At 36.8% G+C, this 15,544-nt stretch carries 18 protein-coding genes; 12 read left to right on the forward strand and 6 right to left on the reverse strand.

Annotation, left to right across the window (positions count from 1 at the left end; translation table 11 throughout):
• Nucleotides 1-89 precede the first annotated feature (89 nt).
• The 4 genes from QFZ87_RS04670 to QFZ87_RS04685 all read left to right on the forward strand — a co-directional run bounded on the left by QFZ87_RS04670 (nucleotide 90) and on the right by QFZ87_RS04685 (nucleotide 3,562).
• A complete protein-coding gene (locus QFZ87_RS04670; RefSeq protein ID WP_309858349.1) occupies nucleotides 90-1,196 on the forward strand; it encodes a glycosyl hydrolase family 18 protein in 1,107 nt (368 codons plus the stop codon).
• A 1,047-nt stretch (nucleotides 1,197-2,243) separates the two neighbouring features.
• Nucleotides 2,244-2,696 carry a MarR family winged helix-turn-helix transcriptional regulator gene (locus QFZ87_RS04675; RefSeq protein ID WP_309858352.1) on the forward strand — a complete coding sequence of 151 codons (453 nt, stop codon included), beginning with the start codon at nucleotides 2,244-2,246 and terminating at the stop codon, nucleotides 2,694-2,696.
• A 16-nt stretch (nucleotides 2,697-2,712) separates the two neighbouring features.
• Nucleotides 2,713-3,231, forward strand: coding sequence for a spermidine/spermine N(1)-acetyltransferase (paiA, locus tag QFZ87_RS04680; protein WP_309867642.1), 519 nt, complete (start codon nucleotides 2,713-2,715; stop codon nucleotides 3,229-3,231).
• A 151-nt stretch (nucleotides 3,232-3,382) separates the two neighbouring features.
• On the forward strand, nucleotides 3,383-3,562 hold the full coding sequence (locus tag QFZ87_RS04685) for a hypothetical protein (RefSeq protein ID WP_309858355.1): 180 nt from the start codon (nucleotides 3,383-3,385) through the stop codon (nucleotides 3,560-3,562).
• 153 nt (nucleotides 3,563-3,715) lie between these two features.
• Here QFZ87_RS04685 and QFZ87_RS04690 read toward each other — a convergent pair whose 3' ends face one another.
• Nucleotides 3,716-4,885, reverse strand: coding sequence for an MFS transporter (locus tag QFZ87_RS04690; RefSeq protein WP_309858358.1), 1,170 nt, complete (start codon nucleotides 4,883-4,885; stop codon nucleotides 3,716-3,718).
• 108 nt (nucleotides 4,886-4,993) lie between these two features.
• The gene (locus QFZ87_RS04695; RefSeq protein WP_309858360.1) at nucleotides 4,994-6,034 is read right to left on the reverse strand and encodes an NAD(P)-dependent alcohol dehydrogenase; all 1,041 of its coding nucleotides are present in this window, start codon (nucleotides 6,032-6,034) and stop codon (nucleotides 4,994-4,996) included.
• 203 nt (nucleotides 6,035-6,237) lie between these two features.
• Between QFZ87_RS04695 and QFZ87_RS04700 the strand changes: the two genes are divergently transcribed.
• The 5 genes from QFZ87_RS04700 to QFZ87_RS04720 all read left to right on the forward strand — a co-directional run bounded on the left by QFZ87_RS04700 (nucleotide 6,238) and on the right by QFZ87_RS04720 (nucleotide 10,211).
• Nucleotides 6,238-6,783, forward strand: a complete 546-nt coding sequence (locus QFZ87_RS04700) for a TetR/AcrR family transcriptional regulator C-terminal domain-containing protein (protein ID WP_309858363.1) — start codon at nucleotides 6,238-6,240, stop codon at nucleotides 6,781-6,783.
• 179 nt (nucleotides 6,784-6,962) lie between these two features.
• Nucleotides 6,963-7,361 (forward strand): cytidine deaminase, encoded by a 399-nt coding sequence (locus QFZ87_RS04705; protein ID WP_309858366.1) that lies wholly within the window; start codon nucleotides 6,963-6,965, stop codon nucleotides 7,359-7,361.
• Nucleotides 7,362-7,959: 598 nt separating this feature from the next.
• Complete coding sequence (locus QFZ87_RS04710; RefSeq protein ID WP_309858368.1) at nucleotides 7,960-8,217, forward strand: hypothetical protein; 258 nt, start codon at nucleotides 7,960-7,962, stop codon at nucleotides 8,215-8,217.
• A 363-nt stretch (nucleotides 8,218-8,580) separates the two neighbouring features.
• A complete protein-coding gene (locus QFZ87_RS04715; protein WP_309858371.1) occupies nucleotides 8,581-9,636 on the forward strand; it encodes a DUF3231 family protein in 1,056 nt (351 codons plus the stop codon).
• Between the two features lie 224 nt (nucleotides 9,637-9,860).
• On the forward strand, nucleotides 9,861-10,211 hold the full coding sequence (locus QFZ87_RS04720) for a VOC family protein (RefSeq protein ID WP_309858374.1): 351 nt from the start codon (nucleotides 9,861-9,863) through the stop codon (nucleotides 10,209-10,211).
• Between the two features lie 92 nt (nucleotides 10,212-10,303).
• Here the strand turns inward: QFZ87_RS04720 and QFZ87_RS04725 are convergent, their stop codons facing one another.
• Complete coding sequence (locus QFZ87_RS04725) at nucleotides 10,304-10,747, reverse strand: GNAT family N-acetyltransferase (RefSeq protein ID WP_309858377.1); 444 nt, start codon at nucleotides 10,745-10,747, stop codon at nucleotides 10,304-10,306.
• A gap of 116 nt (nucleotides 10,748-10,863) precedes the next feature.
• Between QFZ87_RS04725 and pdxR the strand changes: the two genes are divergently transcribed.
• A complete protein-coding gene (gene pdxR, locus QFZ87_RS04730; RefSeq protein ID WP_309858380.1) occupies nucleotides 10,864-12,264 on the forward strand; it encodes a MocR-like pyridoxine biosynthesis transcription factor PdxR in 1,401 nt (466 codons plus the stop codon).
• A gap of 71 nt (nucleotides 12,265-12,335) precedes the next feature.
• The gene (locus QFZ87_RS04735) at nucleotides 12,336-12,902 is read left to right on the forward strand and encodes a DUF4256 domain-containing protein (protein ID WP_309858383.1); all 567 of its coding nucleotides are present in this window, start codon (nucleotides 12,336-12,338) and stop codon (nucleotides 12,900-12,902) included.
• Between the two features lie 114 nt (nucleotides 12,903-13,016).
• On the opposite strand, the gene QFZ87_RS04740 is transcribed toward QFZ87_RS04735, so the two are convergent.
• The 3 genes from QFZ87_RS04740 to QFZ87_RS04750 all read right to left on the reverse strand — a co-directional run bounded on the left by QFZ87_RS04740 (nucleotide 13,017) and on the right by QFZ87_RS04750 (nucleotide 14,848).
• A complete protein-coding gene (locus tag QFZ87_RS04740) occupies nucleotides 13,017-13,391 on the reverse strand; it encodes a hypothetical protein (RefSeq protein WP_309858385.1) in 375 nt (124 codons plus the stop codon).
• A gap of 171 nt (nucleotides 13,392-13,562) precedes the next feature.
• Nucleotides 13,563-14,306, reverse strand: coding sequence for a DUF6241 domain-containing protein (locus tag QFZ87_RS04745; RefSeq protein WP_309858388.1), 744 nt, complete (start codon nucleotides 14,304-14,306; stop codon nucleotides 13,563-13,565).
• The gene (locus QFZ87_RS04750; protein ID WP_309858391.1) at nucleotides 14,303-14,848 is read right to left on the reverse strand and encodes a sigma-70 family RNA polymerase sigma factor; all 546 of its coding nucleotides are present in this window, start codon (nucleotides 14,846-14,848) and stop codon (nucleotides 14,303-14,305) included. Before QFZ87_RS04750 ends, QFZ87_RS04745 begins: the two co-directional genes overlap by 4 nt.
• Nucleotides 14,849-15,020: 172 nt before the next feature.
• Between QFZ87_RS04750 and QFZ87_RS04755 the strand changes: the two genes are divergently transcribed.
• Nucleotides 15,021-15,320 (forward strand): hypothetical protein, encoded by a 300-nt coding sequence (locus QFZ87_RS04755; protein ID WP_308082218.1) that lies wholly within the window; start codon nucleotides 15,021-15,023, stop codon nucleotides 15,318-15,320.
• The last annotated feature ends 224 nt before the right edge of the window (nucleotides 15,321-15,544 follow it).

A 15,544-nucleotide genomic window follows, 5' to 3' on the forward strand; every position in this document is an offset into this window, starting at 1 on the left:
TCCCCGTTTTTTGAACCCTTTCATTCCATGAATAAGTTACACCTTTTCTTACCAACTTAAGAACTATACATATTAGAAGAAGGTGTACTATGGCGAAAAATGGTTATCGGTCATTGACCATCCTTTCTTTGAGCATGGCATTATTTCTACTGTCATCCTGTAATCAGGTGCAAAGAAAAGAGGAACATCATAAGAATAAAACGCCCCGTGAAGTTTTAGGTTTTTACACAGAGCAGGAGGGAACGTATCCAGGGTCGCAACCAACAGTGAACTCGCAATTCGCCAAATTGAGCATTATTGCCCCCTTTTGGTATAAGCTTGACGATAAACGTCCGGGCAGCCTGATAGCTTCCGTTACAGATGATCATAAGAGACAGGTTATTGAGCGTGCGCATAAAAAACACCTGAAGGTATATATGGTTGTACATAATCTCTTTTATGAAACCGTGGAGAAGGGCAAGCAGGTAGCGAGTAATGTCCTCGATAACGATGCAAACCGCAATGCTTTCATTCAGAACCTACGAAATGAAATAAATCAGTTTCAATATGACGGTATTAATATTGATATGGAAAATTTGCTTTTGGCTGACCGAGATTCCTTTAGTTTGATGATAAAAAACTTGTCTGATGCACTACATCGTGATGGAAAAGTAGTGACGGTTTCAGTCCCGGCAAACACAGGTGATTCCCGTGCGAATCCCTGGTCCCCGTGGTTTGATTACGACAAGCTTGGTCAATATTCTGATGGGTTAATGATCATGACATACGATGAGCACAATCCAAGAACAGCACCCGGGTCAACCGCATCAGTCGATTGGACAGAAGCAACGATTCGTTATGCGTTGAAACATGGAGTACCATCATCAAAAATTTTACTCGGTATCGCTGGTTATGGATGGGACTGGGATACAACAACAAACAAAGCCTCGTATAGCTCCTATCCACAGTTAATGGACCAGAAAACAAAATATAAAGCTAAGGTTATATGGGACTCCCATTCGCAAACACCTCATTTCAGTTATGTTGATGAAAAAAATCATAGTCACCAGGCCTGGTTTGAGAATAGCTATAGTCTGCGCTTTAAGCTTGACCTTGTAGAAAAATATAACTTACAGGGAATCGGAATTTGGCGGCTCGGCTTGGAAGACCCCATGTACTGGACGACTATACCCAAGAAAATCAAAGTTAAAAAGTGATGGAAGGGTACACCCATTCCTGGATGTATGGGTGGGAAAGAACAGGCAGGATTATACCGTGATTCCATTGGCAGGGCGATTTATCATAACAGAAGCTACTATTAAACACCTTCTTCAGACAATTGAAGAGCATTTTTAAGCTTGAAATCGGCCTTTTATATAAGAAAGGTCGGTTTTTTTTATTGAAATTAGCCGGTTTCGTGGAATTTTATATTTTTTAGTAAGGATTAATAGATAATTCTATATATTGAAAGAGGAATTCTACAAAAAAGAAGAGGAATTCTACAAAATTTAAATTAATTCTACAAAATCGGGGATGGATTCTACAAAGTTTGGGAATGAATTTCCAATTACACCTCAAAAAGATAGGTTGCCATAATTATTCTACAAAGTTAAGGACTAATTCTACAAAGTATCAATTTATTCTACAAATTTGAGAGGGAATTCTACAAAAAATGGAAACCACCTTCCAATCTGACTGACTGCATTAGAAAGAACGGATAACCGTTATTTTTGCTGCTCAGCTGTTATTATTTATGGTAAAATAAGTTAATACTTTGAGGCTTACACCATATGTTTAGAAGGAATACACGTTTCATGAAGGGAGTTATACAGTCGTGCAGCGGATGAAATTCTTTTTTAAACAATTTCTATATGAGCCTTTGTGGTTTAAAATACTTATTCCTACAACATTACTTCTCTCAATCATTTTAAGCAGTTCATTTTTGGGGGATAATGCTTATTATCAAAGCGGCTCCAAATTAGCAGCGGCTATCTTCTTTTGTGCGTACGGTATCAAATTTAGAAGGAATTTTAAAACAGCTATCCTGTTTTTTGCTTGCTCGGTTCTATGTATTTATCTATCTATTTTGTCACTATTTTAGTTAGTTGGGGACAGTCCCCCGCTGCTTTACAGCAGCGAGGGACTGTCCCTGTTTTTATTCATCATCATTATTTTTTTGTTGCAAATGCAACAAAATTAAGTTAAATTTAATCTATGAGATTTTTATTGCATTTACAACAAAAATTCACGCTGAGGAGTTAATTATGAAGGAGATTCTTCGTGAAATTGGAATGATTGCAAGGGCATTAGATTCTATCAGTAATATAGAATTTAAAGAATATGACCTTACAAAAGGGCAGTATTTGTACCTTGTGCGAATTTGTGAAAACCCAGGCATCATTCAAGAAAAACTAGCTGAGATGATAAAAGTAGATCGAACAACGGCAGCTCGTGCTATACAAAAACTTGAAATGAATGGCTTTATTGAAAAGAAAGAAGATCAACATAACAAAAAAATAAAGAAACTCTTTCCAACCGAGAAAGGGAAAAATGTTTATCCTTTTATAAAAAGAGAAAATGATTATTCCAATACTGTTGCATTAGAGGGACTTTCTGAAACAGAAGTAGAAACTATTTTTACTCTTCTTCAAAGAGTAAGAAAAAATGTAGAAATAGACTGGGAATTTGTCAAAAAAGGAAACAAGAGAAATTATTGAAGGAGCGGCATATAAAATGGCTATCAATATAAAAAAGTGCACTTTTGAAGATTTACACACACTTCAAGAAATTAGTTATGAAACATTTAATGAGACATTTAAGCATCAGAATTCACCCGAAAATATGAATGCCTATTTAGAAAGGGCATTTAACTTAAAACAAGTAGAAAAAGAATTATCCAATCTTTCTTCACACTTCTTTTTTGTTTATTTTAATAATGAAGTCGCTGGGTATTTAAAGGTCAATACCAATGAAGCTCAATCTGAAGAAATGGGTGACGATTCACTTGAAATCGAGAGAATTTATATAAAGAGCAAATTTCAAAAACATGGGCTTGGTAAATATCTGCTGAATAGAGCTATAGAAATAGCGCTAGAACAGAATAAAGAGAAAATGTGGCTTGGTGTTTGGGAAAAGAACGAGAACGCGATTCATTTTTACAAAAAGATGGGATTTGTTCAAACGGGAGCCCACACTTTTTATATGGGTGATGAAGAACAAGTGGACTTTATCATGACAAAAATACTCCTATAATAGAACTGATAGGATTCATTATGTTAAAGATGGGATGGCTGCGGCTATCCTATTTTTATATGGAATTAAATGACAAAAATAATAAGATTAATTTAGGTGAATATATGAGGCCGGTTGATTATAGAAAGTTTTTGAAAATGGGGGGGAAGTTGTGTTAAGTAAGAAACTGAGTATCCCACAATTATTAATTACAGTGTTTTGGGTAGTTACGTTAATTACTATTTCGGATGCGTTCATAGTATGGGATAAACCAATTTATCACGGTATGTACGCAGGTGGACTGTTTCTTGTTGATTTAGTAATTGCTAAGCTGATAGTTAAGAATAAATAAAGACAATCAAAATGAGTAAAGAAGATCCATTGTGTCTTGATGACCTGTTTGGATGAAAAGGATGAACATCGTGAGGGGGCGGAGGTACAAAGAATCCTTGAAAATCTGTTAGGAAATAGGAAAACTAGGGAGAGGGGACAGTCCCCTGCTGCTTTAAAGCGCCAGGGGACTGTCCCCATCTTTAGATCTCATTCTTAGTAAAATAGTGACCAAGCCAAGGATCAATGATAGAAATCCCGTCAAGACAACGTAGGGTGTACCCATTTCTGATATAAATAACCCGCTGACTGCTGCACCAATTGTTGTACCTACATTACAGGAAGAAATAAATAAACCATTGGCGAAATCAGGCGCTTCGGGAGCTGAAGACGCAAGCCAATATTGATTGATATTACCCCCAACTCCACCTACTATCCCCCAAATGAAAGTAAGGAACGTCATTGGTAAGGTAAACTGTCCAAAGAAGAATAATAGGATGTAAACCACTCCTAATACCAAAGGGAAAGATGCGACCGTTTTGTGTGCATTCTTCGTTAGTAATTTCCCTGCCACCATATTCCCAATCATATTGGCTCCGCCGTATACGAATAATAGTAAACTTACAGTGTTAGCAGGCATATTCGTAACAGTTTTCAGATAATCCGCAAGATAACTATAAACCCCATAAATCGCTGAGTTTAATAAAATAACAGTCACGATGGAAAGCCATGTAATCGTTTTTTTTAAAACAGAAAATTGTGTACCATAAGAAAGTCTTTCTTCAACAGGCATAGATGGTACAAATAGTAAGGTTGCAATGAATACAACCGCATTTACAACCGCAAAGAATGCCATAGCGCTCTCTAACGACACAGCACTAGCTATATAACTTGAGATGGGTACGCCAACTACCATACCGGCAGATACGCCAATAAATATTTTAGAAACCGCCTTTGGCGCTTCTTCCTTACTTACTGAGGCAGCCGCAACTGTAAAGGCCAATGAACAATATATGGGATGAAAAAAGGCTGGAATGACACGAGCAATTAATAGAATGGTAAAATTAGAGGTATAAACAGATACAATGTTCCCGATGACGAAAACCCCTAGTACAAGTAACATGACCTTCTTCCGATCCAGACTGGAAAACAACAAAGGCATTGTTGGACCGGATAAAGCAACAACAAGAGCAAAGAGACTCACGAGCCACCCTGCTTTTGAAATACTGACATGAAAGTGTTCAGCAATGGCAGGTAAGATCCCAATAACTCCCATTTCCGTATTTAAGATGCCAAATACTCCTATAGTTAATATGAAAATCAATAAATTATTTCGTTTAGCCAAAAACGTATACCTCCAAAATGATTGAGACTGAAACAAAGCCTTTTATGCACAAAAGGATGTCCCAAAAGCTGGGCTTTTTGGACACCCTTGAAATTTTTAGTATTTATCTTACAATGTGCTGATGTCAATCACGAATCGATACTTCACATCTGAAGCTAAGACGCGGTCATAGGCATCGTCAATTTGGTCGGCTGAAATAACCTCGATTTTAGGAACAATGTTATGCTCTGCACAGAAATTCAACATCTCCTGTGTCTGACGAATGCCTCCAATCATTGAACCTGCAAATGAACGGCGATGACCGATGAGTGAGAATACATTGACTGGCAATGGTTCTCCAGGAGCACCGACGTTGACCAACGTTCCGTCAAGAGTGAGTAGTGCGAAATAAGCATTAATGTCGATCTTTGCACTTACCGTGTTAATCATTAAATCAAAGGTTCCGGCAAGTTTCTCGAAGGTTTCTGGGTTGCTTGTGGCATAGTAGTGGTCTGCGCCGAATTGCAAGCCATCGTCTTTTTTGTTCAATGATTGTGAAAGAACGGTGACTTCGGCACCCATGGCATGTGCAATTTTGACAGCCATATGGCCAAGACCGCCCATACCAACAATCGCTACTTTCTTACCGGGACCAGCTCCCCAATGGACAAGCGGCGAATATGTAGTAATCCCTGCACAAAGTAATGGTGCTGCGGCGTCGAGCTCAATATTATCAGGTATTCTAACGACGAAGTCCTCAGTTACGACAATGTGGGTAGAATAGCCGCCTTGAGTAGGCTCGCCGTATTTATCAACACCAGCGTAAGTAGGGACATTTCCTTTAAGACAGTATTGTTCTTCCCCTTTACGGCAGTTCTCGCATTCACCACAGGAGTCAACCATACATCCAACCCCAACCCGGTCACCGATCTTATACTTTGTGACCTCTGTTCCTACATCCATGACAATTCCAGCAATCTCATGCCCGGGAACGAGCGGATAGTTCACAGGACCCCACTCGCCGTGAGCAGTATGGATGTCAGAATGGCAAATGCCTGCAAATTTAATTTCTATTAGAACATCATGTGAATTAAGATCGCGTCTTTTAATTTCCGCCGCTCGAAACGGTTTGTCTGGACCGTCCACAGCTCGTGCTTTAGCTATTATCATGTTAAAACCTCCATATCTAAAATCTTGTGTTACTTCTCATGTAAAAAAACTACAATTGATGTTTTCTCGACATCTGTCTATAATCTATAAAATATATATAAACTTAACAAGGCTTTAAACTCGTTAATTTACTCTGTTTTGTTGTTTAAACAACAAAACAACTAAAATTGTCGATTATTTTAAAAAGGTATGGTGTTAAACCAATGGCAAAAGTGGATAGAAGAATTGTTAGAACTCAAGAAGCGATTAAAAAAGCATTTCTTGAATTGATGTCAGAAAAAAATTTCGATAGCATTACCATTCAGGATATTTCTGACAGGGCTAATATTAACCGTGCAACTGTGTATCTTCATTACTTGGATAAATTTGATCTGTTGGATAAAATCATGGAAGAACATATCTATAACATGGGAAATCTTTGTGAGTTGGACGCTGACATGGATTGGATTGGATCGACTGTCCACTGCATGGAATATCTTGAAAGTAATTATTTATTTTTTTCGACGATGTTGACAAGTGAGGGTGCTCCGTATTTTCGCAGCCGGTTTGTTGAACATAATATCGAAGAATTCAAAAAAGATGTAGATATAACTAAAGGTAAAAATCTTGGTCAAAGCGAAGATGTAGTTGTTGAATTTGTGGCAAATGCTTACGTTGGTGTAGTGGAATGGTGGCTAAAAAATGGGATGCCTTATCCACCGCGGGAAATGGCAGAAAAAGTAGGGGAACTTTTAGAAAGAAACTTATAATATTATTGTTATTTTACGCCAGGACCTACTAATATCTTATACCTTTAATTGTCGTTTCTTTTCTCATATCGATATTGACAAACAATTTGCAATAATATTATATTAGAAGTCCTGCCAACGAAATGTTGGCGTTAAGGGGACTGTGAAAAGTTCATTCTCGTTTGAGAGGGATGGATGATATGAACAAAGAACAATTAATGGAAAGTGCACGTAAGATGAAAACAGCAGCCTATGTACCGTATTCCAAGTTTCCTGTGGGTGTAGCATTATTACTAAAAGATGGTACAGTTATTAATGGCGTAAACGTAGAGAATGTTTCATTAGGTGCAACTAATTGTGCTGAGAGAACAGCTATTTTCACTGCAATAACAAATGGTTATAAAAAGGGAGATTTCCAGGCTATAGCTGTTGCTGGTGATACGGTAGATTTTCTCCCACCATGTAGTATTTGTAGACAAGTTTTAGCAGAATTCTGTTTACCTGATATGCCAGTCTATTTAACTAATGAAAAGAAAGATATATTAGAATTGTCCTTAAAGGAATTATTACCTTATGCATTCACTGATCTTGAGATGTAATATAGTATCAATAAAACAAAGTCTTTGATCTCCCGGATCAGAGACTTTGTTTTTTATATGGGATAAATTCTGTTACAATTGACCGCGGTACGATTCCTTGACACCGTTTTCTTGCCAAGTAACAACAAGTTTTAGTTCTGTTGCTTTAACCGCAAATGGAAAAACAGCAAAAACAAACTCTTGCCTTTTTTTTCAATTCTCACAAATGGCTTATTTTCATATTTCTCAAGAAGATTCTTAAGCCAAGGGAACGCTTCTTTTTCATGTACAACTTAATGTACTTAAATTGTATATTATAATGGTGAAATATTTTAATAGTTAGAGGGTTACGCCATAGGAATACACGTTTCTTGAAGGAAGTTATACAATCATGCAGCGGATAAAATTCTTTCTTAAACAATTCCTATATGAACCTTTGTGTTTTAAAATAATGTCACTTTTTTTAATTGGAGTTTTTTTATTTGGGGACAGTCCCCCGTTGCTGTAAAGCACCGGGGGACTGTCCCCATTAGGGTGGAAAAATAAGGATATTAGTCGAGATTTGATAGATATTGGAGAAAATAAGTAGTATAATTATATAAAAAGGAGGTGTGAACGCATGGAGCAGAAGCAACTTGATCGTATGGAAAACATGCTTACAAATCTCATCAAAATTGTAGGTACCTTGAGCAATGATTTTCAAGTGATGAAGCAAGAACTACAAGACGTTAAAAAAGATGTAGAAGAAGTGAAAAAAGAACAGGCAGTAACAAATCGGATCCTTACCGATATGCGAGCTGACCAGGATCATATCTGGGAAAAGGCAGCTAAAAATGAAAGAGAATTAGCTAAACTTAAAAGACATTTACAACTTTAAAGAAATCACTTACTACTTTGTTAATCCGCATGATTTACTTCTTCATACTAATGCTGAACAGTCGGTCGAATTGCGCCGAATAGGCATACCAACGTATTGAAATCTCTCTTTTTAAGAACAAATCTTCGACATTTTTCTAATACTTAAACGGCAAGAAATCTTTATTTAGTCTAGTTCAGCCCGATACTAATCAAACGTTTAAATAGTATAGCACATAGGGATTGTTAGCGAATTTTGGCTTTTTGGGCGTCAAAGGAAGAAGAAAGAAAGTCTTTATCTCTGCTGGTAGTATATGGCGGAGTTTGAATTAAATTTTTTTACAATGGTTATCCTAAGCGAAAGTGCGGGAAAAGGAGATTAGGTATGACCACCGATAAAAGTTTAAATCCAATGAATGTGATGAAACCACTAAATATCAATCCAAAAATATTTGATGAGACCCAACCTTTAACGGCTTTTGAAATGGGTAAACTTTGGGCTACCTATATGGGAAACAGTATGTCTATACAACTCTTAAGTTATTTTCTTCAGCATTGCGAGGATGAACATGTTAAGATGCTATTGGAAAATGGTTTAGCTTTATCAAAGGATTTCACGCAGAGGATAGAAGGATTTTTTAAAAATGAAAATTTTCCTATCCCAATTGGATTTACTAAAGATGATGTCAATCTTGGTGCCCCCCGCTTATACGAGGATGAATTTTACGTTCACTATTTAAAATATGCTTCTAAGGCAGGTATGAGTCTTTACGCAGTAGCCGTTCCATTGGTCATGCGGGAGGATATAAGGGAGTATTTTATTTATTGTAATCAATGTACTATGGTCTTTTTAGGACAAATTAATGATGTTTTAATGGAAAAAAAGTATATTGCAGCACCTCCAATCATTCCAACACCAGATGGAATTGAAAAAATTGATAAACAAAGTTTCTTAAATGGTTTTTTTGGAGATGTCCGACCATTACAGGCATTAGAACTCATACATCTTTGGGATAACATTGAGAATAACGTAACAAGTATGGCATTATTATTGGGATTTCATCAGACAGTTCAAGATCAAAAGATAAAGGCTTTGTTTAAACGAGGGTTAGACATGACTGATAAAGCGGTTAAGCAGTATAAAGAAAAACTGCATTTGGAACACCTTCAATCACCGGCTTTCCTAGACCATTTGGTTACAACATCTACATATTCACCTTTTTCCGATAAAATAATGTTGTTTCATAAAGTGGACATGTTCGCAATGAAGATAAGATCATTTGGAAACTCTCTGGCGGTAACAGCAAGAAGAGATATAAATTTCTTGTATGGAAGAACGCTTAAAAACATTGGCTTATTTGTTGACGATGGCATGAATATCTTAATTGATAAAGGCTGGTTGGATTCACCGCCCATGGCGTATGACAGGGACTTAAGATAGATTTGTATTATTATTTGGAACAGTTTGGTTTTCCAAATGTTATTTGTAATCCCAGGAGTTGTAATATACAGAGATGATATTGTGAAGTAACTTACTTAAACTATGTGGTGCGTTAATCCAAGAAGGATTACGCACCTTTTTTGTTGAAGTTATTAAACGAACGAAGAAGGAATGTTGAAAAAGGAAATAGCTAAAAATTTGATGACAGACAGGAGTTAGATAAGATGATAAAAGGTTTCGGAGGAGTATTTTGGAGAACTAAGAATCTTGAAGTTATAAAAAAATGGTACAGTGAAGTGTTGAAGATTGAAGAATTAGAAAATTGGAATGGGACTGTGATAAAACCCCAATTAGGAAATGAGACTATCTTTTCTTTCTTTGCTGAAGATGACAGTTATTTTCCAACAGAACAGCAAGTGATGTTAAATTTCCAAGTACATGATCTAAACGAGACTATTAAGCATCTTGAACATATTGGTGTACCTCTTGCAAAGAAAAAAGAGATTAGTGAATTTGGAAAGTTTATTTGGATTGAAGATCCTGAAGGTCGACTGGTCGAGCTTTGGGAGAAATAAACGGGTGCGATTCTTCAGTATTAAATAGAATATCAATAAACAACAAAGGAGTTGCAGTGATGCAACTCCTTTGGACTTTTGGGACAACTGATTTAAAGTCTTTTTAAAAAAACATAGCTAACTTTGTCATATTCCATCTTATTTTCATAAAAGCGATGGGCTTCAACTCGTTGCAAACCTGATGAGAGCGAGACAATATCATAGCCATTTTCCTTTGACCACTTATGTACATAGTCTAGGAGGGCTGCGCCATATCCTTTTGAACGACCATTTGAGTCTGTAACTAAATCGCAAACCCAAATGAACCTTCCGTTGTACAAGGTGATCATAGGCATAAAACCGGTCACTGCTACCAATTTTTCATTATCATATAAAGCAGCCATTTTATAATCGTTCTTTTGTTTAGCTTCTTGGACCAATTGAAGGAATTGCTCTTCATCCAAATGGGTCCTCAATTGTTTCATCACTGGATAGGCTTCTTTCCATTCCTTCTCGTTTTTCAAATCCTTTATTAAAATTCCTGTTTGATTTAGCATTTAAGTTCATCTCCTTATAAGCTTCTTACATATTATTAAATCAAAATCTGGTATAATCTAAAGTACCAGATAGAAGAATTTTAATGGTTCCAGTTTCGTTGTAGGAGAGAAGAAATATGATTGAAATAACACCTGTTTTGGATAGTAAAAACGGTGAACCATTGTACTTACAACTAGCCAATTATATTAAACAAGAAATTTTATCCGGAAGGATCAAACCACAAGAAAAGTTGCCTTCGAAACGAAATTTATCGAATTACCTTGCACTAAGCTTAAATACTATTCAGTCCGCATACGACCAGTTATGTGCGGAGGGATATGTAGAAAGTCAACCTCGAAAGGGTCTATTTGTTGCAACCTTTGATAACGACATAATCTTTAATCAAAAAAATCTTGAAAAAATGGATTCAAAAAGCAAGCAAGTAGAAGTCAATGCCAAGATTGATTTCAATTCGGGTAAGGTTGATTTAGAACACTTTCCATACTCTACTTGGAGAAAATTAACCATTCAATCATTGTACGAGGATCAGGGAGAATTATTTTATAATGGAAATCCTCAAGGTGAACCGCTTCTACGTGAAGAAATTGCAGCCCATCTTTATGCTTCTAGAGGTGTTAGATGCACGGCTGAACAAATCATAATTGGTGCGGGTACCCAGGTACTTATTGGATTATTGTGTATGTTAATTGGTAAAAAGCATATCGTTGCTCTTGAGAATCCTGGCTTCCATCGAACGAGAATTACTTTACAAGATCTAGGAGTAAATACGGTTCCTATACCTCTCGACAAAGATGGGATCATTATAAACGAGTTAAAAAATACGGATGCCAATGTTGTTTATGTGACACCGTCTCATCAATTTCCTTATGGGATGATCATGCCTATTTCAAGAAGAATGGATTTGTTAAAATGGGCAGAAGAAAGGAACGGATATATTATTGAAGATGACTATGACGGTGAATATCGATATAAAGGTAAGCCAATTCCGTCCTTACAAGGGCTGAGTACAAAAGAAAGTGTCGTGTATTTAGGAACATTTTCGAAGTCATTGATTCCATCAATCCGTATTAGCTATATGGTGTTACCATCTTCGCTGCTGATAAAGTATCAAGAGCACTTCACGATTTATAAGCAGACCGTTTCGCGGCTTCACCAGGATACGCTATTTCGTTTTATGAAGGAAGGATTTTGGCAAAGTCATTTAAATAAAATGAGAACGCTTTATCGTAAAAAGCAAAGTACCTTAATGTTAGCCATTAACAATTATCTTGGACAAAAAGTAAACATAATCGGTGAAAAATCAGGACTTCATATTGTTTTGGAAGTAAAAAACAATATGGAGGAAGAAGAGTTAATTAACACTGCTATGAATGTTGGTGTAAAAGTATATCCATTATCAATATATTACAGCGGAACAACTAACGTAGGTTCTAGAATCTTACTAGGATTTGGGGGACTAACGGAAACTGAAATCATTACAGGAATTAAGTTATTAAAAGAGGCTTGGAGAATTTAGGTAATGACACTTGTTCTTTCAACAAGTTTAGACCTTATACAATGATGAGTAAAAACAAGGAGGAAACAAATATGACAAAGAGAAAAATGGAGTTATCACTAGAACAACGCGAAGAACTACTCAGTACATTGAAAGCCCGGTTTGAGAAAAACATGAACCGACATGAAGGTCTTGAATGGGCTAATGTACAAGCTAGGCTCGAAGCTAATGCTGAAAAACTGTGGTCGCTCAATGAGATGGAAGCAACTGGCGGTGAACCGGATGTTGTTGGCCATGACCAAGAGACGGGTGAATACATTTTTTATGATTGTTCAACGGAAAGTCCTAAAGGTCGCAGAAGTGTTTGTTACGACCGTGCAGCGCTGGAGTCAAGAAAACAGCACAAACCAGAAAATGACGCTATGGAAATGGCAACTGCCATGGGCATTGAGCTTTTAACAGAAGAACAATACCGGGAACTACAGAAACTAGGAAGCTTCGATTTGAAAACGTCGAGCTGGGTGCAAACACCAACTAATATAAGAAAACTTGGCGGGGCCCTCTTTTGTGATCGTCGCTACGACACTGTCTTTGTGTACCACAATGGAGCAGAATCCTACTATGCTGCAAGGGGTTTCCGTGGCGCGCTAAGGGTCTAAATTGATGAAACTGGGGCTTCAATAACAACGGATCGCTAGTTCTCACCCAAGCCGAGTCTAAATTTTGCATATGTACAAACTTTAAAACCCTGTTGTGCATAAGCTATTAAGGACTCATTTAAAGGCAGGTGAATTATATGCATAGTGGTCAATCTTGGGATCAATGGCATCATCAGCATCCTCATGGTACTTGGCAACAGTGGCAGCAGCATCATCAGCAACAGTTTCCGCAAGGCTCTTGGCAGCAGTGGCACCAGCACCATCCTCATGGTACTTGGCAACAGTGGCAGCAACAGCATCATCCACAGCACCATCCACATCTGCCATTCGTCCCTTGGCAGCAATGGCATCATCAGCATCCTCACGGTACCTGGCAGCAGTGGCATCAAATGTATCCAAGGGGATAGTGGAATTATTGAATAGGGGTGAAAATTCACCACCTAAATATTTGAAGGTTATCATCATACAATGTCGGGGGCGATGCTTCAATAACGAAGAATCGCTTCTTCTTATTGAAGTAACGCCCTTAGTTCAATAAGAATCTCCAGAGAATCCTAATTATAAAAAAGACAATTAGAAATAAAAAAACGTCAGACAACCGCGGGGTGCCTGACACCAAATTGTTGCCCTTGGAGAACCTAGAGGCCTGTCTGTAAAGGCTTATTGCCAATCTCTTTTATTAATTTGTAATCCCTCTTTACCAAAAAAGTGCTCGATGTATTTCTGCTCCTCTTCAGCCGTTCTTACTTTCAATACTGGACTTTCGCTTGGCTGTAAGGGGTCACTTTTTATGTTCCTAATTGACAGATAGTCATTTTCAATAGTAGAGAAGTCTCCTTTTAACCACTTGTCTAAAATTTTCTGATACGGTTCTGATGCTTTTAATTCAACAGCTTTATTTTTCAAATATTGCAGGTTCGCACGGTCAAACTGGATTCTTTTGATATTCTCAACTGTCATTGGAATACGGTAATTTTCTTCTCCCTTGAACTCAAGCTTCTGAAGAGCCATCGTGATCATTGAGTAGTAGAAAAGGTCATCACCTTTTTCAAAGTTCTTATATTGATCAAAGTTCTTTGCTGCCTGATCTAATTCAGTTTGACTAACATTAGGAACTTGGTGAGTAGGTGTAACTGTCTTATTTGTAACTGCTTCTGTATTGCTGTTCTTTTGTTCTAAAGGGATTGAATCCTTCTTTATTTGATTACCGAAAGAAAGATAACTAAGCCCTACTATTAGAATGAAACAAGCAGCTAATGATAGAAAATCTTTAAATGGATTTTTTGTTTTTAGAACTTCTTTGTTATAGATCGTATTCAAAACTTTAACCTTATCTTTTTCCGTAAAATGTATTTCACCAAAAACGCCTTGGTCCATTTTGTTTTTCATATTATTAAAATTCATATTTGTAAATCCTCCGCAGATAACTTATTTTTCAAAAGCTGTTTTCCGCGCCTTAATCTGCTTTTTATAGTTTCTGTATTTATATTGGTGATATGGTGGATTTCGTGAATCTTTAAATCTTCATAATAAAATAAATAGATGATTTCTCTGTACTTAACTGGGAGCGCTAATATACACTCCACTACGTTATTGTTATTTTCCTTTCGAATGACCTCTACTTCTGTTGAGGTGCTACTTTTTTTAAAGGGATTTATTATATTACTAAGAGAAACCATTCTGAATGACTTGCTTTTTACCATATCTTTCGATCGATTAATGGTTATACGGTAAATCCAGGTTTTATAGCTTGATCCACCCTTAAATGAATCGAGGTTTTTATAAGCTGCAATAAATACCTCCTGTGAAATATCTTCTGCTAAACTTTTATCTTTTACATAGGAAAACGCTAATCTTTTAACCATCGTGCCGTATTCGTTTATTAAATAAATTAAAATATCATCCTTATTAGAAAATTGTCTTCCTTCGAAAAAATCTGCTACCATATTTTTGCTCCTTTTTATAACGTAAGTCTTAGACGAATAAACCATAAGAATTGTTTCAAAAAGTTGTATAAAACAGAAAAGGATTTCATTCGAATTGATATTGTTAATGGTGAGATAGTAGAATCATTATAAGGCAAATAATGTTCAAGAACGGGACAGGAAGGAGCACCACATGAGGATTATTGATGAGTACTTCGAAACAGCGATGGAAGCCTGGAGTATGATGCAAAAGACTTCTGGTGATGAAGGGGCAGAATGGGCAGAAAGATTTGAACGCTACTTTTATGAATTTATCGATGAATTGAAGAAATGGTGGGCCACTCTTCATCCAAAGCCAACGAATCTAGATGAGGCTGAGGAGTTACCTGAAATAAAAAAGTGGATGGAGCAAATCCCTGCTCCTGTACAACTTAATTTTCTTACAGAATTAGAGGATATCTTGGATGGTTTTGATACAGAACGTTTTGATTAAGAAGTAGAGTGACCAATTAGACTCAAAGAAATGGAAAGAAGATCTTTCTAGACGTACTATTGCATCCAAACGAAGTGTTACGACATTCGCTAAATATTAGTATCCTGTGATTTCATGGCTGGAAGTAGAAGCAGAAAATTTACCGTTTATTGCGGAATGAAAAATGTAAATCTAGAATTCTACATAAACAATCGGAAGCATTTCTTAAAAAGGAGAAGTGCTCT

It is taken from the genome of Bacillus sp. SLBN-46 (assembly GCF_031453555.1).
In the GTDB taxonomy this organism is placed as follows: Bacteria; Bacillota; Bacilli; order Bacillales; family Cytobacillaceae; genus Neobacillus.

Coding starts and splice junctions, on each gene's coding strand:
- QFZ87_RS04670 (WP_309858349.1), top strand. CDS start 90: ATGGCGAAAAATGGTTATCGGTCATTGACCATCCTTTCTTTGAGCATG.
- QFZ87_RS04675 (WP_309858352.1), top strand. CDS start 2,244: ATGAAGGAGATTCTTCGTGAAATTGGAATGATTGCAAGGGCATTAGAT.
- paiA (WP_309867642.1), top strand. CDS start 2,713: ATGGCTATCAATATAAAAAAGTGCACTTTTGAAGATTTACACACACTT.
- QFZ87_RS04695 (WP_309858360.1), bottom strand. CDS start 6,034: ATGATAATAGCTAAAGCACGAGCTGTGGACGGTCCAGACAAACCGTTT.
- QFZ87_RS04700 (WP_309858363.1), top strand. CDS start 6,238: ATGGCAAAAGTGGATAGAAGAATTGTTAGAACTCAAGAAGCGATTAAA.
- QFZ87_RS04705 (WP_309858366.1), top strand. CDS start 6,963: ATGAACAAAGAACAATTAATGGAAAGTGCACGTAAGATGAAAACAGCA.
- QFZ87_RS04710 (WP_309858368.1), top strand. CDS start 7,960: ATGGAGCAGAAGCAACTTGATCGTATGGAAAACATGCTTACAAATCTC.
- QFZ87_RS04715 (WP_309858371.1), top strand. CDS start 8,581: ATGACCACCGATAAAAGTTTAAATCCAATGAATGTGATGAAACCACTA.
- QFZ87_RS04720 (WP_309858374.1), top strand. CDS start 9,861: ATGATAAAAGGTTTCGGAGGAGTATTTTGGAGAACTAAGAATCTTGAA.
- QFZ87_RS04725 (WP_309858377.1), bottom strand. CDS start 10,747: ATGCTAAATCAAACAGGAATTTTAATAAAGGATTTGAAAAACGAGAAG.
- pdxR (WP_309858380.1), top strand. CDS start 10,864: ATGATTGAAATAACACCTGTTTTGGATAGTAAAAACGGTGAACCATTG.
- QFZ87_RS04735 (WP_309858383.1), top strand. CDS start 12,336: ATGACAAAGAGAAAAATGGAGTTATCACTAGAACAACGCGAAGAACTA.
- QFZ87_RS04745 (WP_309858388.1), bottom strand. CDS start 14,306: ATGAATTTTAATAATATGAAAAACAAAATGGACCAAGGCGTTTTTGGT.
- QFZ87_RS04750 (WP_309858391.1), bottom strand. CDS start 14,848: ATGGTAGCAGATTTTTTCGAAGGAAGACAATTTTCTAATAAGGATGAT.
- QFZ87_RS04755 (WP_308082218.1), top strand. CDS start 15,021: ATGAGGATTATTGATGAGTACTTCGAAACAGCGATGGAAGCCTGGAGT.